This is a genomic window from Pantoea sp. Mb-10 (assembly GCF_021272205.1).
Classification (GTDB): domain Bacteria; phylum Pseudomonadota; class Gammaproteobacteria; order Enterobacterales; family Enterobacteriaceae; genus Pantoea.
Genome location: NZ_JAJSDX010000002.1, coordinates 504,200 through 529,465, shown reverse-complemented (window position 1 = coordinate 529,465; position 25,266 = coordinate 504,200). Strand labels below are relative to the sequence as shown.

The 25,266-nt window shown below is 61.4% G+C and carries 24 protein-coding genes; 3 read left to right on the top strand and 21 right to left on the bottom strand.

What is annotated here, in order from left to right:
- Positions 1–87: 87 nt before the first annotated feature.
- Complete coding sequence (locus LU196_RS05665; protein WP_232759679.1) at positions 88–1,500, bottom strand: EmmdR/YeeO family multidrug/toxin efflux MATE transporter; 1,413 nt, start codon at positions 1,498–1,500, stop codon at positions 88–90.
- 286 nt (positions 1,501–1,786) lie between these two features.
- Here LU196_RS05665 and LU196_RS05660 point away from each other — a divergent pair, with 286 nt between their 5' ends.
- Positions 1,787–3,241 carry an AMP nucleosidase gene (locus tag LU196_RS05660; RefSeq protein ID WP_232759678.1) on the top strand — a complete coding sequence of 485 codons (1,455 nt, stop codon included), beginning with the start codon at positions 1,787–1,789 and terminating at the stop codon, positions 3,239–3,241.
- A gap of 106 nt (positions 3,242–3,347) precedes the next feature.
- Here the strand turns inward: LU196_RS05660 and LU196_RS05655 are convergent, their stop codons facing one another.
- Positions 3,348–4,646: an NCS2 family permease gene (locus LU196_RS05655; protein ID WP_232759677.1), complete on the bottom strand. Its 1,299-nt coding sequence runs from the start codon at positions 4,644–4,646 to the stop codon at positions 3,348–3,350.
- Between the two features lie 463 nt (positions 4,647–5,109).
- Here LU196_RS05655 and LU196_RS05650 point away from each other — a divergent pair, with 463 nt between their 5' ends.
- Positions 5,110–5,856, top strand: a complete 747-nt coding sequence (locus LU196_RS05650) for a response regulator (protein ID WP_232759676.1) — start codon at positions 5,110–5,112, stop codon at positions 5,854–5,856.
- Here LU196_RS05650 and LU196_RS05645 read toward each other — a convergent pair.
- The 6 genes from LU196_RS05645 to LU196_RS05620 all read right to left on the bottom strand — a co-directional run bounded on the left by LU196_RS05645 (position 5,832) and on the right by LU196_RS05620 (position 11,970).
- On the bottom strand, positions 5,832–6,845 hold the full coding sequence (locus tag LU196_RS05645) for a carbohydrate kinase family protein (RefSeq protein WP_232759675.1): 1,014 nt from the start codon (positions 6,843–6,845) through the stop codon (positions 5,832–5,834). The two genes, LU196_RS05650 and LU196_RS05645, sit on opposite strands and share 25 nt — an antisense overlap.
- Before the next feature lies 1 nt (position 6,846).
- Positions 6,847–7,707 (bottom strand): ketose 1,6-bisphosphate aldolase, encoded by an 861-nt coding sequence (locus LU196_RS05640; RefSeq protein WP_232759674.1) that lies wholly within the window; start codon positions 7,705–7,707, stop codon positions 6,847–6,849.
- 11 nt (positions 7,708–7,718) lie between these two features.
- Positions 7,719–8,402: a D-lyxose/D-mannose family sugar isomerase gene (locus tag LU196_RS05635; protein WP_232759673.1), complete on the bottom strand. Its 684-nt coding sequence runs from the start codon at positions 8,400–8,402 to the stop codon at positions 7,719–7,721.
- 45 nt (positions 8,403–8,447) lie between these two features.
- Complete coding sequence (locus tag LU196_RS05630; RefSeq protein WP_232759672.1) at positions 8,448–9,386, bottom strand: ABC transporter substrate-binding protein; 939 nt, start codon at positions 9,384–9,386, stop codon at positions 8,448–8,450.
- An 84-nt stretch (positions 9,387–9,470) separates the two neighbouring features.
- A complete protein-coding gene (locus LU196_RS05625; RefSeq protein ID WP_232759671.1) occupies positions 9,471–10,454 on the bottom strand; it encodes an ABC transporter permease subunit in 984 nt (327 codons plus the stop codon).
- Positions 10,455–10,464: 10 nt separating this feature from the next.
- On the bottom strand, positions 10,465–11,970 hold the full coding sequence (locus tag LU196_RS05620; RefSeq protein ID WP_232759670.1) for a sugar ABC transporter ATP-binding protein: 1,506 nt from the start codon (positions 11,968–11,970) through the stop codon (positions 10,465–10,467).
- A gap of 140 nt (positions 11,971–12,110) precedes the next feature.
- Here LU196_RS05620 and LU196_RS05615 point away from each other — a divergent pair, with 140 nt between their 5' ends.
- Positions 12,111–14,696 (top strand): ATP-binding protein, encoded by a 2,586-nt coding sequence (locus tag LU196_RS05615; protein WP_232759669.1) that lies wholly within the window; start codon positions 12,111–12,113, stop codon positions 14,694–14,696.
- Here the strand turns inward: LU196_RS05615 and phnE (LU196_RS05610) are convergent.
- The 13 genes from phnE (LU196_RS05610) to phnF form a co-directional block, all read right to left on the bottom strand.
- Entirely contained in the window at positions 14,650–15,534 is an 885-nt protein-coding gene (gene phnE, locus LU196_RS05610) for a phosphonate ABC transporter, permease protein PhnE (RefSeq protein WP_232759668.1), read from the bottom strand. The genes LU196_RS05615 and phnE (LU196_RS05610) overlap by 47 nt on opposite strands.
- Positions 15,531–16,394: a phosphonate ABC transporter, permease protein PhnE gene (phnE, locus tag LU196_RS05605; protein WP_232759667.1), complete on the bottom strand. Its 864-nt coding sequence runs from the start codon at positions 16,392–16,394 to the stop codon at positions 15,531–15,533. The genes phnE (LU196_RS05610) and phnE (LU196_RS05605) overlap by 4 nt, the downstream gene beginning before the upstream one ends.
- 65 nt (positions 16,395–16,459) lie before the next feature.
- On the bottom strand, positions 16,460–17,386 hold the full coding sequence (gene phnD, locus LU196_RS05600; RefSeq protein WP_232759666.1) for a phosphonate ABC transporter substrate-binding protein: 927 nt from the start codon (positions 17,384–17,386) through the stop codon (positions 16,460–16,462).
- Positions 17,387–17,412: 26 nt separating this feature from the next.
- Entirely contained in the window at positions 17,413–18,243 is an 831-nt protein-coding gene (gene phnC / locus LU196_RS05595; RefSeq protein ID WP_232759665.1) for a phosphonate ABC transporter ATP-binding protein, read from the bottom strand.
- Between the two features lie 123 nt (positions 18,244–18,366).
- A complete protein-coding gene (gene phnN / locus LU196_RS05590) occupies positions 18,367–18,903 on the bottom strand; it encodes a ribose 1,5-bisphosphokinase (RefSeq protein WP_232759664.1) in 537 nt (178 codons plus the stop codon).
- Positions 18,903–20,039: an alpha-D-ribose 1-methylphosphonate 5-triphosphate diphosphatase gene (phnM, locus tag LU196_RS05585; RefSeq protein WP_232759663.1), complete on the bottom strand. Its 1,137-nt coding sequence runs from the start codon at positions 20,037–20,039 to the stop codon at positions 18,903–18,905. Before phnM ends, phnN begins: the two co-directional genes overlap by 1 nt.
- The gene (gene phnL, locus LU196_RS05580) at positions 20,036–20,740 is read right to left on the bottom strand and encodes a phosphonate C-P lyase system protein PhnL (protein ID WP_370640965.1); all 705 of its coding nucleotides are present in this window, start codon (positions 20,738–20,740) and stop codon (positions 20,036–20,038) included. The genes phnM and phnL overlap by 4 nt, the downstream gene beginning before the upstream one ends.
- An 11-nt stretch (positions 20,741–20,751) precedes the next feature.
- Positions 20,752–21,516 (bottom strand): phosphonate C-P lyase system protein PhnK, encoded by a 765-nt coding sequence (gene phnK / locus LU196_RS05575; RefSeq protein WP_232759661.1) that lies wholly within the window; start codon positions 21,514–21,516, stop codon positions 20,752–20,754.
- Positions 21,506–22,354, bottom strand: coding sequence for an alpha-D-ribose 1-methylphosphonate 5-phosphate C-P-lyase PhnJ (locus tag LU196_RS05570; protein WP_232759660.1), 849 nt, complete (start codon positions 22,352–22,354; stop codon positions 21,506–21,508). Before LU196_RS05570 ends, phnK begins: the two co-directional genes overlap by 11 nt.
- Positions 22,347–23,417: a carbon-phosphorus lyase complex subunit PhnI gene (locus tag LU196_RS05565; RefSeq protein WP_232759765.1), complete on the bottom strand. Its 1,071-nt coding sequence runs from the start codon at positions 23,415–23,417 to the stop codon at positions 22,347–22,349. Before LU196_RS05565 ends, LU196_RS05570 begins: the two co-directional genes overlap by 8 nt.
- Positions 23,417–23,992 (bottom strand): phosphonate C-P lyase system protein PhnH, encoded by a 576-nt coding sequence (phnH, locus tag LU196_RS05560; protein WP_232759659.1) that lies wholly within the window; start codon positions 23,990–23,992, stop codon positions 23,417–23,419. Before phnH ends, LU196_RS05565 begins: the two co-directional genes overlap by 1 nt.
- Positions 23,989–24,438, bottom strand: coding sequence for a phosphonate C-P lyase system protein PhnG (phnG, locus tag LU196_RS05555; RefSeq protein ID WP_232759658.1), 450 nt, complete (start codon positions 24,436–24,438; stop codon positions 23,989–23,991). The genes phnH and phnG overlap by 4 nt, the downstream gene beginning before the upstream one ends.
- Positions 24,435–25,151, bottom strand: coding sequence for a phosphonate metabolism transcriptional regulator PhnF (gene phnF, locus LU196_RS05550; protein WP_232759657.1), 717 nt, complete (start codon positions 25,149–25,151; stop codon positions 24,435–24,437). Before phnF ends, phnG begins: the two co-directional genes overlap by 4 nt.
- Between the last annotated feature and the right edge of the window lie 115 nt (positions 25,152–25,266).

Genomic DNA, 25,266 nt, shown 5'->3' with positions numbered 1-25,266 from the left:
AGATTTACCCTGACAGTAAACCTCACGCCGTACTCGGGCCCAAACGATCTGTTGTTGCATCAATATGCGCAATGCGCATAACCGCCGCTACGCCCTGCTTTTCTCCAGCATACGTCGATAATTATTCAGCCATTTTCCACTGGTTAAACGCCACCAGAAGCACGCACCCCGCACGCTCCAGTCGAGGAACATGCCGAGCCACACGCCCACCACGCCCATGCCGAGCACAATCCCCAAGACATACCCGGCCACCACGCGCGCGCCCCACATGCTGAACATCGACACGTACATGGTGTAGCGCGCATCGCGCGCGCCTTTCAGGCCCGCAGGCAGCACCCACGACGCGGTCCAAATCGGCATGAACGCCGCGTTCAACCAGATCAGGTGTTTTGTCACCGCAATAACCTGCGGATCGCGGGTGTAAAATTGCGCCAGGGTGCCGGCGAGCGGCACGGTAATCAACGCCAGCGTGCACAGGCCGATCATCGCCAGCCAGAACACATGCTTGATCTGGCGCTCGGCCTGCATCACCTGATTTCTCCCCAACCGTTTACCGGTGATAATCGTCGAGGCGGAGCCCAGCGCATTGCCCGGCAGGTTGATCAGCGTGGCAATGGAAAAAGCAATAAAGTTGCCGGCAATTTCATTGGTGCCCATGCCCGCCACAAAGATCTGCGTCAAGAGCTTGCCACCGTTAAACAGCACCGACTCGATACTGGCGGGCACGCCGATACCCAGCACTTCCAGTAAAATGGCGCGATCCCAGCGGCGGAAATAGCTTGCCAGGGTAATTTTTAACGCGGGGGTGATACCGCGATAGAGCACGTACAGCGCCGCTGCCGCGCCGATGTAGCGTGAAATGGTCAGCCCCAATCCCGCCCCGACAAAGCCCATGCCCTCCCAGCCCATCGCCCCGTAAATCAGGATGCTGCTGATGATGATATTAAGAATGTTCATACCGCCGTTGATCAGCATGGGGATCTTGGTATTGCCCGCACCGCGCAGCGCGCCGCTGCCAATCAGGGCAATCGCCGCCGCCGGATAGCTCCACGCCGAGGTTTGCAGATAGCTCAGCGCCAGCTGTTTGACTTCCGGCTCCGCGCTGCCTGCAATCACATCGATAATGCGATGTCCCCAGAACTCGATGGCAATCACCAGCACAAAGGCCAGCACGGTCATCAGCCCCAGCGACTGTCGCGTGGCCGCGCGTGCACGCTTGCCGTTGCGTTTTGCCAGGCTGAACGCCACCACCACCGTGGTGCCGAGGTCAATAGCGGCAAAAAACGAGATCACCACCATGTTAAAGCTGTCTGCGAGACCCACGCCCGCCATGGCCTCTTTGCCCAGCCAGCTCACCAAAAAGGTGCTCAGTACGCCCATCAGCATCACGCAGAGGTTTTCGATGAAAATGGGCACCGCCAGCGGCGTGATTTCACGCCAAAAAAGCGTGCGATAAGCGCGACGTTTCGGATACCACGCCGTGTTTCTGACCGCCCGCATCACTGCTACGCCAGGATTTTGCAAGGGAGTACCAAATTTGTTGGGAAAAAGAGAGAGGAGTCATAATGATGATAGCGTGCTAAGCATTATGCAAAGTCTTTCCCCGCGCTATTCAACGATTATTACAAACTTTTTTGCTCATGCCGCAGCGTCAACCGCCCACCCTCGGCGGCTCGCGATGCCCTGCCGCCCGGCGCGTGCGCGGATCACCACAGATTCTTCACCGTACTGCAGGATTTATCCGCTATGCTCAGGCACAACTGTCCCCGTTATTTCAGGAGAACGTATGCACACACAACGGAACGGATTAAGCAGCCAGCAGGCGCTGGATCAGCTAGAGCGCCTCTACGACGATGCCGTTAACGCGCTGCGTAACGCCATTCGCGATTTCACCGAACAGGGCACGCTGCCCGATGAAGCTGCCCGCCAGCAAGGGCTGTTTGTCTATCCCGAGCTGCGCATCAGCTGGCAGGGCGAAGGCCCGCAGCAGAATCGTACCCGCGCCTGGGGCCGCTTTACCCACACCGGCAGCTACAGCACCACCATCACGCGTCCGGCGCTGCTGCGTCATTATCTGGCCGAGCAGCTGCAGATGCTGGAGAAAGAGTACGCCGTGGAAATTACGGTGGGGCCGTCGCAGCAGGAGATCCCCTTTCCGTACGTGATCGATGGTTCGGATCTGTCCCTGGACCGCTCCATGAGCGCCAGCATTGCGCGCCACTTCCCCACCACCGAGCTGTCGCAGATTGGCGATGAAACCGCCGATGGCTTATTTCACGCCAACGCCTCTTTTCCGCTCTCCCATTTCGATGCGCTGCGCACCGACTTCTCGCTGGCGCGCCTGCGTCACTACACCGGCACCGCGGTGGAGCATTTCCAGCCGTTTGTGCTGTTTACCAACTACACGCGTTACGTTGATGAGTTTGTGCGCTGGGCCATTGAGCAGGTGCAGGATCCCACGACGCCTTACGATAGCCTGGCCTGCGCGGGAGATGTGGTGATCACCGCCGACACCCGCGACCCGGAAGCGATGATGTCGGATCTGGCGTGGAAAAAGCATCAGATGCCGGCCTGGCATTTGACCTCGCCTAACCATCGCGGCATCACGTTAGTGAACATTGGCGTGGGCCCGTCTAACGCCAAGACCATTTGCGACCACCTGGCGGTGATCCGCCCGCACGCCTGGCTCATGATCGGCCACTGCGGCGGCTTACGCGAAAGCCAGCGCATTGGCGACTACGTTCTGGCCCACGCCTACTTACGCGATGACCATGTGCTCGACAGCGTGCTGCCACCCGATATTCCGATTCCGAGCATCGCGGAAGTGCAGCGCGCGCTGTACGACGCCACCAAGGCGGTGAGCAATATGCCGGGCGAAGAAGTGAAGCAGCGGTTGCGCACCGGTACGGTGGTCACCACCGACGATCGCAACTGGGAGCTGCGTTATTCCGCTTCGGCACTGCGTTTCAACCTCAGCCGCGCGGTGGCCGTGGATATGGAGAGCGCCACGATTGCGGCACAGGGCTATCGCTTCCGCGTCCCGTACGGCACGCTGCTGTGCGTGTCAGACAAACCGCTGCACGGCGAGATCAAACTCCCCGGCCAGGCCAATCGCTTTTATGAAGGCGCGATTTCGGAGCACCTGCAAATCGGTATCTGCGCGGTGGAGCTGTTGCGGGCGGAAGGCGACAAACTGCACTCGCGTAAGCTGCGCACGTTCAACGAACCGCCGTTCCGCTAGTTGCATTACATCACGTGTGCGGAAGCGAGGGCAAACCGCGCGCCGTCATAGGAAAGAAAGCGAGAAAAACCAGAACGGAAGCCCGAACGGGCTTCCGTTATTCCACTTAGGCGCTCAGCCAGCCCAGCTTAATCACAAACAGAATCGACAGAATGATCAGTGCCGCGTTGATTTCGCGCGTGCGCCCGCTCAGCAGCTTCACCACCGTCCAGGTAATAAAACCAAACGCAATCCCGTTAGCGATGGAGTACGTCAGCGGCATGGTCAGCGCCGTCACGGTCACGGGCGCCGCCGTGGTGATATCTTTCCAGTCGATATCCGCCAAGCCTGAAGTCATCAGCACCGCCACAAACAGCAGCGCAGGCGCAGTGGCGAAGACCGGCACGCTACCCGCCAGCGGCGAGAAAAACAGGCTCAGCAGGAACAGCACCGCCACCACCATCGCAGTCAATCCGGTGCGTCCGCCTGCGCTCACGCCCGCCGCCGACTCCACGTAGCTGGTGGTGGTTGAGGTGCCCAGCAGCGAGCCGAACAGCGCCGCGGCGCTGTCCGCAATCAGGGCGCGCCCCATTTTGGGTACATTGCCCTGCTCATCCGCCAGTCCAGCGCGCTTGGTGACACCCAGCAGCGTGCCGGTGTTATCAAACACGTCCACAAACAGGAAAGCGAAGATGACGCTCACCAAACCCACGTTAAAGGCGCCCGCGATATCAAGCTGCATAAAGGTTGGCGCGATAGACGGCGGTGCGGAAAACACGCCGCCAAACGGCGTAAGGCCGATGCCCATGGAAATAAAGGTCACCACCAAAATCCCGATCAATACCGCCCCGGTGACGCGGCGCGCTTCCAGCACCACAATAATGAAAAAGCCCAGCAGCGCCAGCAGCGGCCCCGGCTTGGTGAGATCGCCTAAGCCCACCAGCGTGGCCGGGTTATCCACCACAATGCCCGCGCCTTCAAGCGCAATGATGGCAAGGAACAGACCAATACCGGCCCCGATGCCCGCGCGCAGCGGCAGCGGGATACTGGCGATAATCCACTCGCGAATTTTAAAAATCGACAGGGCAAAGAAGATCACCGCCGACAGAAACACCGCACCCAGCGCAATCTGCCAGGTGTAGCCCATGTGCAGCACCACGGTATAGGTGAAAAACGCATTGAGCCCCATGCCAGGTGCCAGTGCGATCGGGTAGTTGGCAATCAGCCCCATCAGAACGCAGCCAATCGCCGCCGCCAGGCAGGTCGCCACGAACACCGCGCCTTTATCCATGCCGGTTGCCCCAAGAATACTGGGGTTAACAAACAGGATGTAGGCCATTGCCAGGAACGTGGTAATACCGGCAATGACCTCGGTACGCACGGTGGTGTTATGCGCTTTCAGTTTGAAGAGTTTTTCTAACATCATCATCTCTCATAAGCGGAGACGGCCGAAGGCGCGTTCTCTCTTGCCAATGTGGTTAAGCTTTATTCTCCTGGCCTCAGCGGCACTGCCTACGCGGCAACCTCATGAAACCGGAGCATAATTGTCGTTGTGAAAGCGAGCGAGTCGGACGCAAGGCTTGCTGCCTTCCGCTTTCCCCTGTCCACTGAGCAATTGCTGTGCCACCCGCAAACGCAAACGTTTACGTCAAAAAAGCAGCCAATGCTCAGATAATTCCGAACCAGAACGAGGCGCGATTATGGTGCATTGCACCACTGACGCGCAATCGTTTTCCTGTTGGCCGCTACCGCCCCTAAAAAAATTGCGGTAACGCACGCTTTCGCACACTTGCAGGCGATATGGCTCACGTTTTTATCGGCGAATACAGCAGGCCAAAATCAGCAGGTTACACTGCTTTTACCCCTGTATGACCCCGAGAGGCAGCCCAATGAAGCCCGCGATATTAGTGGTAGATGACGATCGTGCTGTGTGTGAACTGCTGCACGACGTGCTGAATGAACACGTTTTTACGGTTTATAGCTGCCATCAGGGCCGCGAAGCGCTGTCGCTGCTGGCACAACACCCGGAGATCTCGCTGGTGATGCTGGATATGATGCTGCCGGATACCAATGGCCTGCTGGTGTTGCAGCAGATGCAGCGTCAGCGTCCCGATCTGTTGGTGATTATGCTCACCGGCATGGGATCGGAAGCCGATATGGTCGTCGGGCTGGAGATGGGCGCGGATGACTACATCGCCAAACCGTTTAACCCGCGCGTCGTGGTGGCGCGCGCCCGCGCCGCACTGCGCCGCTGCGGACGTTTGGCACAGCCGGCGGTGGAACACGCCAGCGGCTGGATGTTTAACGGCTGGCAGCTGGACGACAGCCGCTGCCAGTTGTTCAATCCGCAGCGTGAGAGCGTGCCGCTGACGCAAGGCGAATATACGCTGCTGCGCGCGCTGGTGGGTCACGCGCGTAAGGTGTTAACCCGCGATCAGCTGCTGGAGCTGACGCACAGCGAAAGCCTCGACGTCTTCGATCGCACCATTGACGTGCTGATCATGCGCCTGCGCCGCAAAATTGAAGCTAACCCGCACCAGCCCAGTTTGATCCGCACCATTCGCGGCCTGGGTTATGTGTTTTCGGCCGACGTGATGCGTCCTGCCGTCGATCAGCGTGCGTCGCAGATCGCCTGATCCATCCAACGCTGCATCTCCGCCAGCGTCCGCGCCCCGTCTAACGCATTGGCGGCGCGCAGATTAAAGCAGGCGCAGGTGTGCGCCAATTTGAGTGAATCCGCGAGCGCCCAGCCTTCGTGGCTGGCGTAGAGCATGCCTGCGCAAAACGCGTCTCCCGCCCCCACGCTGCCCACAATGTCCTCTGAGGCGAGTCGCCACGCGGGTTGCCACTGGCCTGTTCGCGGGCCTTCGCTGCCCCACGCCCCCTCCGGCGCGTGGATCACCACCCGCTGCCGGATGCCCTGCGCCAGCAACGCCTCGGCGGCGGCGGCAAACGCGGCGGGCGGGGACACGCCGTGTTCGGTGCGCAGTGTGATACCGGTTAGCGACTGCGCTTCCAGTTCGTTAATCACTAAAAAATCGAGCCAGCGCAGCGCGGGCAGCACCTGCGCACGATACTCCCCGGCGCGGGACACCAAATCCAGCGAGGTGAGATAGCCGCGCTGCTGCATCTGCGCCAGCAGGCGCGCACTGCGCGTGCCGTACTCGGCATCCGCGCGATCCAGGCTGTCCAACAGCAGCAGATAGCCCAAGTGAAAAATGCGGTGATCGGTGTTGACCTCGCTGAAGTGCGCCACACCTAACTGCGTATTCGCGCCGCGCGCGTGGAAAAAGGTGCGCTGGCCATCCGGCGTGGTCATCACCTGCGTCATGCCGGTGATCGCGTCGGCGCGGCGCTGCACGAAGCGGCGATCCACTTGATGTGCGTCCAGCAGCTGCAACAGATAATCGCCATCGCCGTCGTCACCCACGCAGCCGGCGCACGCCAGCGGTAACCCAGTTTCCATCCGCGCCAGCGTCAGCAGCACGTTTGGCGCGGCCCCCCCGCTGCCTTTGTCGCTGTGCTGGATTTCCGCCAGCCAGCCCTGCGCGGGCCAGTGGCTAATGCGCTGCACATAGTCCACCAGCAGCGTCCCCGCGGCCAGAATGCCGCTGCGCGCCGTCATCTCAGGCTTTTCCCGCACTGCCAAAGATCTGCATTTGCTGCGCCACCACGCCGGTAATGGCCTGCTCCACCGACATCAGCAGCTCCGCAAAGCCGTCGTAGCGCGCCTCGCGCTGCGCGATCTGCGCTTCAACGGCATCCAGCGCCGCCTGCGACATGCCGGTATAGAAATTGATTTTATGGATACCCAGACCAATGGCGCGCTGGAAATCCGCGTCGCTGATGCCCGAGCCGCCGTGCAGCACCAGCGGGATACCGGCCGCCGTGCGGATCGCCGCCAGCCGTTCAAAGTCGAGTTTGGGCTCGCCTTTATACTTGCCGTGCGCGTTACCAATCGCCACTGCCAGACAATCGATGCCGGTGGCCTCAACAAACGCCGCCGCGCGATCGGGATCGGTGAACTTGCTGCTGTCGGCCTCACCAAACAGCGCGCCGCCCTCATCGCCGCCGACGGCACCCAGCTCAGCTTCCACCGAGACGCCTACGGCGTGGCACAGTTTCACCACCTCACGCGTCTGGCGCACGTTCTCTTCGTAGCTTAACGCAGAGCCATCGAACATTACCGAGGTAAAGCCGAGGCGAATGGCCTGCATCACCGCTTCAAAGTGCAGGCCGTGGTCGAGATTCAGCACCACCGGGAGGTCGTGCAACGCCGCTTCGGTGCGGATCGCCGCCACCAAATGCGGCAGGCTGACATATTTAAAATGCACTTCCGCAATATTGATAATGAACGGCGATCGCTGCTGCTCTGCGGCACTGAACAAGGCGCGCAGAAAGTGGGTGTCCAGTACGTTGAATGCACCGAGCGCGTAGCCGTGCTGTTGCGCATGTTGCAAACCCTGAGCAAGTGAAATCAGTGCCACGGTAAACTCCTTCAGGCCAGCCAGTGGGGGTAGTCGTTACACAGCAGCCAGCGCGGCTGCTCATCTTCTTCAATCTGGTTGAAACGCGGTAACGGGGTGAGAAACACATTGTCGTGCTCGTCGTCGTTGGGCAGTGAGACCTCGCCCACCAGCACATCGCCAAAGCCCTCTTCGCCCCAGAAGCTGTGCCAGATCCCCGCAGGCAGCGTGACGCTCTCGCCCGGCGCCAGCCGCAGCTGCGAACCGGCCGCGTGCGTCTGGCGAAAACCGTCCAGCGAGACCTGCACCGGCGTGTCGCCCAGCGCGTCGCCCTCGCGGTTGTAAAGCTCAATAATCAGATTTCCGCCGCCGCGATTGATAATGTCTTCCATTTTCTGCGGGTGGTAGTGCATCGGCGTGAGCTGACCGTCGCGCACGTGCATGATCTTTTCTGCATAGGGTTTATGCCAGGGATGGCCGCCGCGCGAGCCGTTGCGCAGCGTGAAGAGCGTTAAACCAATGTGGTTGAAGTTGCTGGCGCCAAAGCTGGTTACGTCCCAGCCCAGATGCAGCGTCAGCAGCTCGTCGGCGGCGGCGAGGTCCAGCGCGCGCCACTGGCTCACACCGTAATCCGCCCAGGCGGGCAAGTGCACATCCTGACGGGTAAAAAATTCGCGGGTGCGCTGCAGAATGGCATTCACTTCGGATCGTTGCATAACAGCCCCTTGATGATGGGGGCGGCGCGGTGCCGCCCGCCCAGCTTATTTCACGGTCCAGCCTTTGTAGCTACCCACATTATTACGATCGATCAGCGTGACCGGAATCAGCACCGGTTTATCCGGAGCTGGCTTGCCCTGCAAAATGTCATAGCCAATTTCCACTGCTTTCGCGGCCATGACCTGGGGATCCTGCGCCGGGGTCGCCACAAACAGCGAGCCTTTGCGTTTCAGCGCCTCTTCACCGTCTGGCGATCCATCCACGCCGACAATAAAGAATTCGCTACGCTGCGCCTGCTTCGCCGCCAGATCGGCACCGATCGCGGTCGGATCGTTGATGGCAAACACCGCATCGATCTTCGGATGCGCCGACAGCAGGCCGGTCATCACTTCCAGGCCGCCTTCACGACTGCCTTTGGCGTTCTGGTTGGAGGAGAGCAGCTTCAGATCCGGATGTGATTTCAGCTCGGTCATGCAGCCTTCCACACGGTTCTGTACGGCAGACACCGGCGGTCCGTTGATGATCACCACATTGCCTTTGTCTTTCAGGCGATCGGCGATGTACTTACACGCCATGGCGCCCGCCTGGGTGTTATCGGAGGTGATGGTGGCGTTGGCCCCTTCGGCTGCCACGTCCACCGCCACCACCACGATGCCGGCATCGCGCGCGCGTTTCACCGCAGGCGCAATGCCTTTTGAATCGGCGGCGTTGAGGATGATCATGTCCACTTTGGCCGCAATAAAGTTATCGATTTGCGCCACCTGCTGGCCGAGGTCGTAGCCGCTGGACACCAGCGTCACATTGACTTTATCGCCCGCCAGCTGGCGCGCTTTCATCTCCGCCCCTTTGGTGATCTGCACAAAGAACGGGTTGGCAAGGTCGCCCACGGTCACGCCGATGGACTTTAACTCTTTGGCCTGCACGAGAGGCGCACTTAGCAGCGTGGCAGCCAGCAGTCCGGTAATAATCGGATTAAAACGCATAGTCGATGTTCTCCTGCTTTTTTTGCTTTATAAGGACGCCTCTCAAGCCAGCGTCCGTGTGGATGCGTCGGTGGGCGGCTGCCCTTAGCCGACGTGGTGCCGGGTACGGTATTTGTCGATCAGCACGGCGATAATGATCACCGCGCCCTTGATAACCAACTGCCAGAAGTAAGAGACGCCCATCAGCGTCATGCCGTTATTAAGCGTGGCGATAATCAGCGCGCCCACCAGGGTGCCGGTGATGGTGCCAATACCGCCCACAAAGCTGGTGCCACCGAGGATCACCGCCGCGATGGCATCCAGTTCATAGCCGACGCCGAGGTTGCCGTTGGCGCTATAGAGGCGCGAGGCGCTCATCAATCCCCCCAAGCCGGACAGCAATCCGCTCATGGCGTAGACAAACAGCAGCACCGCGCCCACTTTAATGCCGGTCAAGCGGGCCGCCTGCACGTTGCCCCCCACCGCATAGATGTGCAGGCCCAGCGTGGTGCGGCGTAAGATGAACCAGCAAATGGCGATCACCGCAAAGGCAATCACGATAAGCCAGGGTACCGGACCGAGATAGCCATTGCCTATCCACTCAAAATTGATGTCGGAGTTGATCACCGTGGTGCCGTTGGCCAGCAGGTAGGCCGCGCCGCGCAGCGCGGTATAGGTGCCCAGCGTCACAATAAACGGCGGCAGTCCCGCCCACGCCACCAGAATGCCGTTGAAGACGCCCATGATCAGGCCCGCGCCCAGCGCCGCCGGAATGGTCAGGCCGGCAAACGCCGGATCGAGCGACACCACCATCGCGACCACCGCCGTGGTGCCCAGCATTGATCCCACAGAAAGGTCGATACCGCCGGTTAAAATCACAAAGGTCATGCCTGCCGCCAGCACAATATTGATGGACGCCTGGCGCGTGATGTTCAACAGGTTGCCTTCGGTAAAGAAGTTGGGTGCCACAAAGCCAAACACCGCCACAATCAGAATCAAAATCGGCAGGATGCCTACCGTTTGCAGCATATCGCCCATCAGGGCACGCTTAAGCGTCGGACTTTTCACGCGTGCGGTTTCACTGGTCATTGCGCTCTCCTCAGGCCTGAACCGGCTGCGCGCCGGTGGCCAGTGTCATGATATTTTCCTGGGTCACTTCATCACCGGTCAGCTCGCCTGCCACGGTACCTTCACGCATCACATACACGCGATCGCTCATGCCGACGACTTCAGGCAGCTCACTGGAAATCATCAAAATCGCGACGCCCTGCTGCGCCATCTGGTTCATCATGCGGTAAATCTCGCTTTTCGCGCCGACGTCCACGCCGCGCGTCGGCTCATCCAGAATCAGGATGCGCGGGGCAATCGCCACCCAGCGCGAAATCAGCAATTTTTGCTGATTGCCGCCGGAGAGCCCGCCCGCCCGCACTTGGGCATGGGGGACGCGAATATTGAGCGCCTGAATGGACTGCTGGGCCAGGGTTTGGGCTTTACGCCGGTTCATCAGGCCGTAGCGGGCGTCACGCTCCACCGTTGCCATCACGATGTTCTCCTGCGTCGCCATCTCCAGAAACAGCCCCTGCTCTTTGCGGTTTTCCGTGAGAAAGCCGATGCCCAGCGCAATCGCTTCACGCGGCGAGCCGATCTGCACCTTTTCGCCGTCGATCCAGATGTCGCCGCCTTTGGGCGGATGCACGCCAAAGATCAGCTGCGCCAGTTCGCTGCGCCCAGCACCTACCAGTCCGGCCAGTCCGACAATTTCACCGGCGCGCACCGTCAGGCTGCTGGGAAACACTTTGCGGTTATCGCACAAGTGATTGACCGCGAGGCGCACCTCGCCAACGCTCAGGGTGCGATCTTTGTTAAACAGATCGCTCAGCGGCCGCCCCACCATCATGCGCACCAGTTCACTGGCGTTGAGCTGTTCACGCGTCAGGCTGCCTACATACTGGCCATCGCGCAGGACGCTCACCCGATCGGAGAGTTCATACACTTCCGCCATGCGGTGACTGATATAGATAATCGCCATGCCTTCGCTGCGCAGGCGCTTGATCAGCGCAAATAGCTGTTCGGTTTCACGGCTGGAGAGCGCCGCCGTGGGCTCATCCATGACTAAAATGCGGCTGTTGCGGTGCAGCGCGCGGGCGATTTCTACCTGCTGCTGCTCGGCAATACTGAGTTTGCTCACGAGATCGGTCGCGCTGAACTGCGCGCCGAGGCGGCTGATGACCTGCTGCGCTTCCTCCACCATTTGCCGCCGCTTCACCAAGCCGCCGCGCGAGATCTCACTGCCAAGGAAAATGTTTTCCGCCACCGTAAGATTCGGTGCCAGATTAATCTCTTGATAAATCAGCGTTATCCCCGCCGCCAGCGCCTCTTTCGGTCCTTTAAGGGTGTAACGCTGCCCGTCGATGAAAATCTCGCCGCTGCTGGCGGTGTAAGCACCGGCAAGAATCTTCATCAGCGTGCTTTTACCGGCCCCGTTTTCGCCCATCAGCGCGTGCACCTCGCCCGGCCAGACCGACAGATCCACGCCTTTAAGCGCATAGAAGCTGCCGAAGCGTCGGGTGATGTCGCGCATTTCTAAGATTGGTGTTGCCGTCATCGCCAAACTCCGCTTGTCAGATATAGCGCGAGTGTGGCAACGCCAGATAAATGGAAAATGTCAGAGGCCGTTCATATTTGTCATATTGCGCCTGCGCCGCCCTCCTATACTCGCCCGAGGTGAACGAGAGAGGTATTCACATGCGTCATACTCTGCGCTGGTACGCGGGCGCGCGCGGGCGTCTGCTGATGTTTAACTTGCTGGTGGTCGGTGCGACGCTGGCGGTGGGCCTGGTGGCGATTATGGGCTTCCGTCACGCCGGACACATTCAGGAGCAGGCGCAGGCGCAGACGCTGGCGGACATGAACGGCAGCCTGGCGCTGGCGCGTGATACGGGCAATGTGGTAACGGCCGCCGTGCGGCTCTCGCAGGTGGTGGGCGCGCTGGAGTATCAAAGCGAATCCGCCAAATTACAGCAGACGCAGCAGGCGCTTCAGCACTCCCTCACGCTGCTGGCCCGCGCCCCGCTGGCGGCGCAACAGCCCGCGCTGCTGGCGCGCATCCGCGATCGCAGTGAAATGCTTGAGCAGAGCATTAATCAATTGCTGCACGCCGGGCATCAGCGCCACTTACAGCGCAACGACATGCTCAGCGGCCTGTGGCAGGCACAGCTGCCGTTGTACCAGCTGGACGCGCAGGCGAACGGCCCCGCTTTTTTAGCGCTGCGGCAACAAACGCACGCGCTGCTGCAGGTGGCGATCCACTCTTCCGCGCCGCAGGCGGCGGAGCAGCAGCTGCAGCAGCTGTTGCCGCGCTGGTCCGCCCTGAGATTACCGGAGACGCTGGCGCTGCAGCGCGATCGCCTGGTCACGGCACTCACCAGCCTGCGTCCGATAGCGGAACAGCTGGAGTACAGTGATATCGCCACCGCGTATGCCACCTATCGCATTAAAGCGCTGGTGGCGATGCTCAATGGCGATATCACCCACTATGTGCAGCTGGTGGCGCAGCAAAGTGACGCCCGCAGTCAAACGGCCCACCGCGAGCTGGACTCCATCATTGGCTTTATCGCCCTGTTTATGCTGCTGGCGCTGCTGATCACCGGCTACGCGGGCTACTACATTTATCGCAACCTTGGCTCCAGCCTTACCGCGATTGCTCAGGCGATGACGCGACTGGCGCAGGGGGAAAACAGCGTCAACGTGCCGGGTCTGTCGCGCCGCGACGAGCTGGGCGATCTGGCGCGTGCCTTCAACGTGTTTGCACGCAACACCGCCTCGCTGGCGCAGACTTCACGGCTGCTGAAAGAGAAAAGCAATCAGCTGGAGTCGACGTTTCTGGCGATGCGCGACGGCTTCGCGCTGTTTGATAACGCTGGCCAGTTGGTGGTGTGGAATGCGCAATATGCCGAGCTGCTCGGTATTCCGCCGCGCGAACTGCATCGCGGCTTACCCTATCAGCGTCTGCTGGAGCGGATTAACGTGACGCTAACGAGCCTGCACGATGCCCAGGAAGTGCGCCTGCCGGACGGGCGTACGCTGGAGCTGCGCTTCAGCCCGGTTCCACGCCGCGGCATGGTCAATACCGTGCTGGAGCGCACCTCGCGTAAAGTGCTGGAGGAGGCGCTGCTGCACAGCCAAAAAATGAAAGCGGTCGGTCAGTTAACCGGCGGCCTGGCGCACGATTTCAATAATCTGCTGGCGGTGATCATCGGCAGCCTGGCGCTGACTGAACATCAGCTGCCGCCCGGCACGCTGGCCACCCGCGTAGAGCGGGCGCGCCAGGCAGCGGATCGCGCCGCGCAGCTGACGCAGCGCCTGCTGGCATTTTCGCGCAAACAGGCGCTCTATCCACGCGCGGTCTCGGTGGTGGAGCTGGTCGACAACCTGCACGGTCTGCTCCAGCATTCGCTGCTGCCCGGCCAGCAGCTGATCGTGGATGCGCAGCGGCCCGGCTGGCCGGCGTGGATCGATGCTGGCCAGCTTGAAAACGCGCTGATGAACTTGGTGGTGAACGCGCGCGACGCCATGGAGAAGCAGAGCGGCGAGATCCGCTTACGCATCTGGAACCAGCGCGTGCAGGATGCCGAGGGCAAGCGCGACTGCGTCACCGTGGAAGTCACGGATCACGGCTGCGGCATGTCGGCCGAGGTGCGGGCGCAGGTGTTTGAGCCGTTTTTTACCACCAAAGCCACCGGCAGCGGCAGCGGCCTTGGCCTCTCGATGGTGTATGGGTTTGTGCGCCAGTCCGGCGGACACATTGAGCTGGAAACGGCCCCCGGCCAAGGCACCACCGTGCGGCTGCTGCTGCCGCGCGCCGCCGAAGCGGCACAGGCCGCGCCGCTGCCGAAAACCCTCCCGCCCAGCGACAGCGCCGACCGGCTGATTCTGGTACTGGATGACGATACGGCGGTGCGTCAAACGCTGTGTGAACATCTGCATCAGCTTGGCTATTTGACGCTGGAGTGCGGTGATGGCGAGAGCGCGCTGACCCTGCTGCGCCAAACGCCGGATATTGAACTGCTGATCAGTGATTTGATGCTGCCGGGACGGCTTAACGGTGCCGATGTGATCCGCCAGGCACAGCAGCAGTGGCCGTCGCTGGCCACGCTGCTGATCAGCGGACAGGATCTGCGTCAGACGCCGGTCACGCTGCCGCTGTGTGAACGGCTGGCGAAACCCTGGCACCCGTCGCAGCTGGTGCAGGCGCTGGAGCGCGCCTGGCAGCGCAGCGCGCGGCTTAATCGCGCACGGGAGGCTGCCACAGCGGAATCGCTTTCCCGGTGATATAGCGTTTACGCAGGCGGCTGGAGAGCGCATCCATCAGCATCACCACCGCCACCAGAATCAGGGTCAGGAACATCACCACGTCCCAGTTCCACAGCCGCATGTTCTCCGCATAGACCAGTCCCACCCCGCCCGCGCCCACAAAGCCCAGCACGGCGGCGGAGCGGGTATTGGACTCAATCTGATACAGGCTGAGCGCCAGAAAAGTGGGAAACGATTGGGTAAAGATGCCGTAGCGGTGTTTTTGCAGGCTATTAGCCCCCACGGCGCTCAGGCCGCGGCTGGGCGACCGCTCCACCGCTTCGTGCCCTTCCGCATAGAGTTTGCCCAGCAGGCCCACGTCCTGCAGCACGATCGCCAATACGCCCGCCAGCGGCCCCATGCCCACGGCGCGCACAAAAATCAGTCCCCAGATAGCCATATCAATGCCGCGCAGGATATCGAGCAGGCGCCGCACCACGAGCGAAACAGGGCGCGTCACGCGGCCTTGCATCACATTGCGCGCGGCCAGGAAAGAGATCGGCAGCGCGATCAGCGTCGCGGTGAGCGTACCGGCAAACACAATCGCCAGCGTAATGCCGACCTGCTGAAAGTAGTAGCCAAAGGGCCAATTAAGAAAATCGTGCCAGACGAACATACGCAGAAAGTAGCGTCCCAGCTGCTGGCAGCCCAGCGTGAAGCGGCTCCATTCAATGCCAAACGTCTGGAAAAAGAACAGGTAATAGAGCGCCACCGCCAGCGCAATCAGCGCAATACGGCGCAGGTAGCGCTGTTGCGCGGCGAACAGCACGCCGTGCTGCTGTTTTAGCCACGCCACGTCAGGGGCTTGGGCGATCATGTCATCTCTCCTTCTACCACGCGGCGCCGCAGCCAGCCAGACAGCGTATCCAGCAGCGACACCACCACCACAATCAGCAGCAGCGTGATGCTGACCTGATCGTAGCGATCGAGTTTGATGTTGGTCATCAGCTCTTGGCCGATGCCGCCTGCCCCAACCAATCCCAGAATGGTGGAGGAGCGAAAATTGATCTCCAGCCGCATAAAGCTATAGGAGAGGAAGGTCGGCTTTACCTGCGGCCAGAAGCCAAAGCGCATCCGCTGAAGACGGCTGGCTCCGCAGGCCGTCAGCCCGCGCACCGGCTTGTCCGATGCGCTCTCCAGCGCTTCATAGAACAGCTTGGTGAGGCTGCCAACGGTGTGCAGCGCCAGTGCGAGAAACCCGGGGATCGCGCCAATGCCAAACGCCATGACAAACATCACCGCCCACGCCAGTTCCGGCATGGTGCGCAAAAAGGCCACAAACGCGCGGACGGCGACGCGCACCCCGCGCGGTGTGTGCGTGTTATCCGCGGCAAGAAACGCCAGCACAACGGCACAGGCCACCGCCACCAGCGTTGAGGAGAGTGCTAATTGCAGCGTTTCCCATATCAGCGGCAGCTGAATGTGCAGGCGATAGCCCCAATAGGCCAGCGACCCTTGGGTTTTGCCATCGGCGAACAGCAGCGGCAGGTGCAGCACCGGCAGGGTTTCGCGCAGGTAGTCAAAAAAATGCGGCAGAGATTGCCACACCGTGAGCAGATTGAACTCTGCCATGTTGCCTGCCGCCAGGTAGAGCGCCAGCAGCAGCAGCGACCACAGTAGCGTATCGCGCTTTTGCTGACGCCGGATGCGCTGGTAGTAGTGTTCGAAGTCGGTCAAGGCGAGATCCTGTCAAGGGCTGACGATGCGTGCGTCAGGGCGGCATCCCGCCCTGCGCCGTGAGATTAGCCGCGCGATCCTTTCATCAGTTCGCGCTTCATATCGATGATGTTTTGGTAATCCGCCACCGTGGCCGGTCCAATATGCTGCGCGCCGCCCACGGCCTTGATAAAGCAGCTGTGATCTTCTTTATCCAGCGCCTTGATCGCCGCGACCACTTTCGCCTTGAAATCAGGCGGCAAATTGTTGCTCACCAGAATCGGACCGTTGGGGATCAGCGGGGACTGCCAGATAATGCGGATCTGCTTCATCAGGTCAGGATGATCCATGCGCATCATGCGCGTAAACGCCCCCGACGTGTAGCCCGTGTTGTAGTCACCAATCATTGAGGTCCAGGTCACCGCGCCGTCAAATTGCCCGTTCAGTACGCCGAGAATGTCCTGCTCGTGCCCACCAGAGAAGGTGACGCTGGAGAAGAAGCCGTTGTATTTGTCATCCACCGAGCCACCAAAGGTTTTTTTGAACGCCTGGTTGGGCATCAGGAAGCCCGAGGTAGAGTCCGGGTCGGCCATGCCGAACGCTTTGCCTTTGAGGTCTTCCAGCTTTTTGTACGGACTGTCGGCTTTAACGATCACCACCGAGTGATAGCCGCGCGAGTTGTCTTTGTCGTCCACCACGAGCCCTACCACGTCCACCGCCTTGGGATTTTGCAGATAGACCGATGCAAACGAGGCGGGAGACATGCTGAGCACCATATCGATTTTATTGCCCAGCAGGCCCTGAATCACGCCGGAATAGTCAGACGAATTACGCAGTTTGGTCTCCACGTGCAGCGTTTTGTCGAAGAAGTCTTTCACGCACTGGTTATCACCGATCTGCTGTGTGGCGTTCTGGCCGCCCAAAATCCCCAGATTTAATTCTTTAGGTGCGTCTGCGGCGGCGGCACCGAAGGTCAGCGCAGCCGTCAAAAAGGCAAAGGAAGTCAGTTTCATGCTGTTTTTTTCTCGTGCTGTGGAGGTTAGTGAATCTGATTGATTTCATCGCCGTACAGCGTGTGCAGCAGGCTGTCGGTTAACTGTGAAGGGTGGCCGTCAAACAGCACGCGACCGCGCTGGATGCCGATCGCCCGCGTGCAATATTCTTTCACCAGCTCAATGGAGTGCAGGTTGACCATCACGCTGATGCCCTGCTCGCTCACCTGGCGCAGCACGTCCATGATGCGGCGGGTATTTTTCGGGTCCAGTGAGGCTACCGGCTCATCCGCCAGCAGGATTTTAGGGTTCTGCATCAGCGCCCGGCAGATGGCCACGCGCTGCATCTGGCCGCCTGACAGGTTCTCAGCGCGCTGCAGGGCGTGCGGCAGCATGTTCATCCACTGCAACAGCGTAATGGCGCGTGCGCGATCGGCTTCGGAAAACACTTTAAAGAAGGATTTAAGCGTGCCGGTTTGGCTCAGGCGGCCCAGCAGCACATTGGTGAGCACATCCAGGCGCGGCACCAGACAAAAGTCCTGAAAGATCATGCCGCATTCGCTGCGCCACTCGCGCAGTTGGCGACCGTGCAGCGTGGTCACATTGCGGTCGGCCCTGCCTTCGGCATAGCTGATGATGGCGCCCTCGCTGTGCGTCAGGGTGCCGTTGAGCAAGTGCAGCAGCGTCGATTTTCCGGCACCCGAGCGCCCAATCACCGCCACCAGTTCGCCCGCGTGCAGGTCAAAGCTGATCTTATCCAACACGCGCGTCTCGCCCCACGCCTTGCTCAGATCCTGTACTGACAACACTTTGCTGCCCTGAGCCACCTGCGGCATGGCGGGGTGATCGTCCACGGGTTTACGTAATGCCTGTGCCATAGTGCGCTCCGTCATTTAGCGGGTTACTTGCCCGCTATTACGGGCAAACGCGGTGAAGCGGTGATGACATTTCTATGATGAAAGCGTGACAGCGCAGCGCTGGCGGCGAGAGGCACGCGCGGTTCAGGCGGTCACGGCCAGCAGCTGGCGCAGCTGGTGCAAGGTCTCAGCGAGATCACCGTCGTTATTGAGCGTATGGCACTGGGCGGGCAGGGGATCGGCGGCGCGCGCCAGCCGCTGCGTAATTTCGGCGTCGGTTTCGCGGCCGCGCTGGCGCAACCGCTGCGCCAGCACCGCCGGCGAGACCTGCAGCACCAGCGGCAGCACACAGGCGCCATAATGCTGCTGCACCACCGGCAGATGCTGGCGCGATCCGTTCACCAGCACGGTTAAGCCGCGCGCCAGCCAGAGATCGATCTCCAGCCCCAGCGCATAGTGCAGCCCATGCGCCTGCCAGCTGATGGCAAACAGGCCCAGCGCCTCACGTCGGCGAAACTCCGCCGCGGTGAGCGCCACGTGGTTTTCCCCCCCGGCGTCGGCGGGCCGCGTAATATAGCGATGGGCGACCACCAGCTGCGGCGGCGGGGCCGCACGCAGCGCGTTAAGTAGGCTGTCTTTGCCCGCGCCGGACGGCCCGGTGAGCCAGATCAAGCGCGCCATCAGAATACCTGCCTGCCCTGCGACCACACATGGCGCACATGCACATGGCCATGCTCGGTGTGGGCCAGCACCAGATCGGCACGCAGCCCTTCGGCAAGGGCACCGCGGTCGTGCAGGCCGATGGCGCGCGCCGGATTGCGCGTCACCAACGCCACCGCCTGCGGCAGCGTCAGGGTATTACGCGCATCGTCCACCAGGCGAAATACCGCGTCCAGCAGGCTGGCGGGATAGTAGTCCGATGAGAGAATGTCCAGCAGCCCTTCCGCGGCCAGCGTGGCGGCCGCCACGTTGCCCGAGTGAGAGCCACCGCGCACAATGTTCGGTGCGCCCATGAGCACCTGCATGCCGCACTCGCGCGAGGCGCGTGCCGCTTCCAACGTGGTGGGAAACTCAGCGATGTGGCTGCCGACCGCATGCGACTCCGCCACGTGCGCGAGGGTGGCATCGTCGTGGCTGGCAAGGGGAATACCCCGCGCGCGGCACAGCTGGGCGATGGCATTGCGGTTCGGCGTTGAGTAGCGCGCCGCCAGCGCGCGCTGATCGCGCTCGTAGGCATCCATCTCCGCGTCGTTCAGGTGATATTTGCCCTGATAATAGAGCCGGTACATCTCCAGCGAGGCGTACTGGCGCTGACCGGGCGAGTGATCCATCAGCGACACCAGCGAAAGCTCCGGCGTCTCGAGTAGCGTTTCAAACAGCGGCAACGTGGTGCTGTGCGGCAGCTCGCAGCGCAGATGCAGGCGGTGATCGGCCCGATTAAGCCCGCGCCGGGTACTCACCTGAATGGCCTGAATCATTTTGCTGAGGTTTTCCAGCCGATGGCCGCCGTCGCGCACGTCGCCTACGCCGATGGCGTCCAGCACCGTGGTAATGCCGCTGGCCACCATCTGCGCGTCGTGGCTGCTCATGGCGGAGTGCGCGGGCCAATCCACTTTGGGCCGCGGCGTAAAACATTTATCCAGATTGTCGGTGTGCAACTCCACCAGCCCCGGCAGCAAATAGCCGTTAGCGCCATCCAGCGCACCGGGCAGTGCGCTTGGGCTGTCGCTAAAGCGGGCAATGCGCCCATCGCGGATCTCCAGCGATCCGCTGACCACTTCCTGCTCAAGCACCAGACGAACATTATTAACGATCATGCTTCAACTCCCGCGTGAACAGGGTGCATCACGTGCAGGCGATCGGCGACGCGCGCCCGCACCGTTTCATCATGAAAAATCCCCACGATGGCTGTGCCGCGCGCCCGTGCCTGCTCAATCAGCGCCACCACGGCGGCGCTGTTAACGGCATCAAGGGACGCGGTAGGTTCATCCAGCAGCAGCACCGGGTAGTCCGCGATAAACCCGCGCGCAATGTTGACGCGCTGCTGTTCACCGCCGGAAAAGGTCGAAGGCGCCAGTGACCAGAGCCGCTCCGGTACGTTCAGCTGAGTCAGGAGATCGCGGGCGCGCGCTTCACAGTGGGCACGCGCCACGCCGCGCTCCAGCAGCGGCTGCATCACAATATCCAGCGTCGGCACGCGCGGGATCACGCGCAGAAACTGACTGACCCAGCCCACGGTGTCGCGCCGCACGGCCAGAATCTGCCGCGCTGGCGCCTGGGCCATATCGATCCACTGTTGCTGATGCACCAGCCAAATGTGGCCGCTGTTGGCCTGATAGTTACCGTACAGCGCGCGCAGCAGGGTGGATTTTCCGCTGCCGGAGCGACCGTGCAGCACCACGCATTCGCCGCTGTTTACCGTCAGGCTGGCGTTGTGCAGTACCGGTAACGTCGTGCCGCCCTGATTGTGCAGCACAAAGGTTTTGCTGAGATTTTCCACGCGCAGGCGAGGTTGCATTGTGATGTCCGTCATGAGTGAAGCACCGATGAAACCAACAGTTGGGTATACGGATGACGCGGATCGTCGAGCACCCGATCGGTTAAGCCGCTCTCCACCACCTTGCCCTGCTGCATGACCAGCAGCCGGTGCGCCAGCAGGCGCGCGACGCCTAGGTCATGCGTCACGATCACCACCGCCAGATTGAGCTCACGCACCAGCGTGCGCAGCAGATCCAACAGGCGCGCCTGTACCGACACATCCAGCCCGCCGGTGGGCTCATCCATAAACACTAACTTAGGCTGGGTGACTAAATTGCGGGCGATCTGCAACCGCTGCTGCATGCCGCCGGAAAAGGTGGTGGGCAGATCGTCAATGCGCTGCACCGGGATCTCCACGTCCTGTAACCAGCGCATGGCCTGCTGGCGAATCTCACCATAGTGGCGATGGCCGATTGCCATCAGCCGCTCGCCGATGTTGCCGCCGGCGGTGACGTGCGGACGCAATCCGGCCAGCGGATGCTGATGCACCACGCCCCACTCGGTGCGCAGCAGGCGGCGGCGTTCGCTTTCGCTGACCTGCCAGAGATCGGCGCCGCGATAGTGGATCGTGCCCTGCTGCGGCGCGAGGCGCGCCGAGAGGCTGTGCAGCAGCGTGGTTTTACCCGAGCCGGACTCCCCGACAATGCCGAGTACTTCACCCGGATAGAGCGTAAAGCTGACGTCCTCAAAGCCTTTGCCGGGCGCATAAAGATGCGTGAGGCGGTTGACCGCAAGCAGCGGCTGTTCACTGTGCATGCTGTTGTTCCTGCTGCTGGTGGCAAAAGTCGGTATCGGAGCAGACAAACAGGCGCGTACCGGCATCATCCATCACCACTTCATCAAGATAGCTGTGCTGCGAACCACACAGCGCGCACGGCTGGTCCCAGCGCTGTACGCTGAACGGGTGATCGTCGAAATCGAGGCTCTCGACCTTGGTATACGGCGGCAGCGCGTAAATGCGTTTTTCACGCCCGGCACCGAACAGCTGCAGGGCGGGCATCATGTGCATTTTCGGATTGTCGAATTTCGGGATAGGTGACGGGTCCATGACGTAGCGGTCGTGCACTTTCACCGGATACGCATAGGTGGTCGCAATGTGTCCAACGCGCGCGATGTCTTCATACAGCTTGACCTGCATGATGCCGTACTCCTCCAGCGCGTGCAGCGTGCGGGTTTCCGTTTCGCGCGGCTCGATAAAGCGCAGCGGCTCGGGGATCGGCACCTGATAAATCAGCACCTGATCTTCCACCAGCGGCGTTTCAGGAATGCGATGGCGCGTTTGGATCAGCGTGGCAGCACGCGTGGATTCGGTGGTGGCGGCCCCGCTGACACGCTGAAAAAAACGGCGTATCGAAACCGCGTTGGTGGTGTCATCCGCGCCCTGGTCGATCACTTTCAGCACGTCGCTCTCACCGATCATGCAGGCGGTGATCTGAATGCCGCCGGTGCCCCAGCCATAAGGCATCGGCATTTCGCGTCCGGCAAACGGCACCTGATAACCCGGAATGGCCACCGCCTTCAGAATGGCGCGCCGTAAGGTGCGCTTGGTTTGCTCATCCAGATAACCGCTGTTGTACCCCGTTAATTCACCCATGATTTGGCTCCCCTGCGCGCAGCTGTTTCAACAGCGCCAGCTCCGCCTGAAAATCCACGTAGTGCGGCAGTTTGAGGTGCGAGACAAAGCCCGCCGCTTCGACATTGTCGGCATGCGACAGCACAAACTCTTCATCCTGCGCCGGGCCGGCAATACGCTCCTGATAATCCGGCGCCTGCAGCGCGCGATCCACCAGCGCCATCGCCATGGCCTTGCGCTCGGCGCGGCCAAACACCAGCCCGTAGCCGCGCGTGAAATGGGGATCACCCTGCTCCGGCACGGTCATGCCGTTGACCATGTCGCACTCGGTCAGCAGGAGTTCGCCGATCTCAATGGCAAACCCCAACTCTTCAGGGCAGACAGATACGCTGACATAGCCGGTGCGGATCTCGCCGGCAAACGGGTGATTTCGTCCGTAGCCGCGCTGCGTGGAGTAGCCCAGTGCCAGCAGGAACCCCTCATCGCCGCGCACCAGCTGCTGCAAACGCGCGGCGCGCGTCGCCGGATACCCCGGCGGCGCACGCGTGATGTCGCAGGGTTCGCTGCCATCATCCTGCTCTTCTGCCAGGAGGGCTTCTGCGGTCATCATGCTGGAGACGTGCGGGCAGGCTTCGGCTAGCGCCGCATCGCTGCGCGGCGCGGCGGGCGCGTCGCCGTTTGCCAGCAGGGTAAAATCCAGCAGCCGGTGGCTGTAGTCATAGGTGGGGCCCAATACCTGACTGCCGGGCAAATCTTTATAAATCGCCGAAATGCGCCGCTCCAGCCGCATCGTCTCCGTAGCCAGCGCCAGGCTGTCGGCGAGGCGCGGCAGCGTCGTGCGATAGGCTCGCAGCAGGAAGATGGCTTCAACCAAATCACCGCTGGCCTGTTTGATCGCCAGTGCCGCCAGCGTCGGATCGTAAATGCCCCCTTCCGTCATCACGCGGTCCACCGCCAGGCCAAGCTGGCCGGCCACTTGATCGCAGCCGAGTTCTGGCACGCGGCGGTCGCCTCGTCGCAGATCGGCCTGCAGTTGATGCGCGCTATCTATCGCTTTTTCACCGCCTTTTACCGCGACGTACATCAGCATACCTCCACGTCAGTGGTACGCGGCAGCGCCATCATGGCTTCGCCGCAGGTAAAGATCAGATCCACCCCTTGCGGAAACGGGTGAGGCCGCTCGCGGAGATAACGCAAAATGGCCGCCGGCAGCTGCGGCGCAATGGCGCGCGGCTCGCGCAGGCCCGGTCCAGAGAGGCGCAGGGTTAATCCGCCACTCAGCGCCGCGACCTCGACGATCAGCGTGGTGCTTTTTTCCGGGGCGAGGTTGTCGCCTGCGGCAAACTGCGCCGGATCGGGATCGCTGGCTGCATGCGCCAGCGCAAAGGGTGCAGTGCACGCCTCGACCAGCGGCACGCCGGTATGAAAACGCACGTTGCTGCGCACGATATCGCTGTCTATATGCGGGTCAAGCCACAGGGCGCTCTCCTGGTCCACCAGCGTCAGCAGCACGGCGGTCGCGGCCGGTGAGAGCGCCCCCCACCCTTGCGCCAGCGGCAGCGACACCACCACGCCCGGCTCGCTCATGGCTTTGAGAATGCGACGAAAGGCGCGCTGCGCATCGGCCACCGGATGGGTAAAACTTGCCAGTAATGTCATGCGTTATCTCCGCGCATCAGGGTAAAGAAATCGACTTTCGAGCTGGCGATCTGCTGCGCACGCACTTGGCGCTGCTCGTGACGCAGGGCCGCCAGCGGGGCAATGATTTTTTCATGGAGTAGCGTGCGGGTTTCCGGCTGCTGCATCAGTGCGTCCACCAGCGCGCAGCGTTCGGCGTGCGCTTTGTCGCGGCCCAGCACATAGCTGACCCCCAGCGTGCCGTCCGGGAGTTTCACTACGGCGCGGGTAACGGTGGCATCGCCGAGGACAAAACGTTTGCCGCTGCCGCCCATGCGGGCCTGGAGGCGCGTCAGCCCCACCTCGGCTGGGCGCACCTGCACATAAGCGGGCTGGAGTGATACGGTTTGCCAGAGCGCGTCCAGCTGGCTCGCCGTGCTGTGTGCCAGCACCGACATCCAGTGCTGGCGTTCGGTAGGCTGTGTCATGTGTGCTCCAGCGTCAGCTCAATCATGTCGCCGCGCGTCACGCTAACGGCGTATTCCGCCACCTGACCGTCGCGCTGGGTATTCAGGGTGCGCACGCACAGCAGCGGCGAGTGCAGCGAAATTTCCAGCTGTTTACACTCCTTTGCCTGCGCCCGTCGGGTGCTGATGCGGGTTTGCTTACGGGTCAGCGTGAGTCCCATGTGGCTTTGCATAAACGCGTGTAGCGATCCGCTGTGAAACTGTTGCAGCGTGGGCCACCAGCGGATGTCAGCAAAATAGTGATTGATGACGCACACCGGGACGCCGTTGACGCGGCGCAGGGTGCGCAGATGAATCACGTTATCGCCCTCCTGGCATCCCAGCGCGCTGGCCACGTCCTGAGTTGCCGGACGCAGCACCGCCAGCAGGCGCTCGCTGGTCGGATCGCTGCCCTGCTCCAGCAGGTTCTGGCTGAAACGCGCCTGCGCGTGCAGTGGATAGTCATAAGGGCGCATCAGCACCAGAATGCCCACGCCGTGACGGCGCTGTAGTAACCCTTTATTCACCAGTTCGTCCACCGCGCGGCGCAGGGTATGGCGGTTAACGGCGTAACGGTCAGCCAGCTGCTGCTCAGAGGGCAGATAATCACCACAGCGGTACTGCGCCTGCAGTGACTGCTCCAGCTGCGCGGCAACCGCCTGGTAAACAGTGGTCGGATGTCTGGATATCTCCATGACGCTCAAAGCCTCATTCAGGTCAGGTTGAGGAAGGCAGCGGTTCAGGCTGCGGCATGGCGATTACAATGCGCGTGCGGGATGACAGTGCGGTGACGGCACGGTGACGAATCAA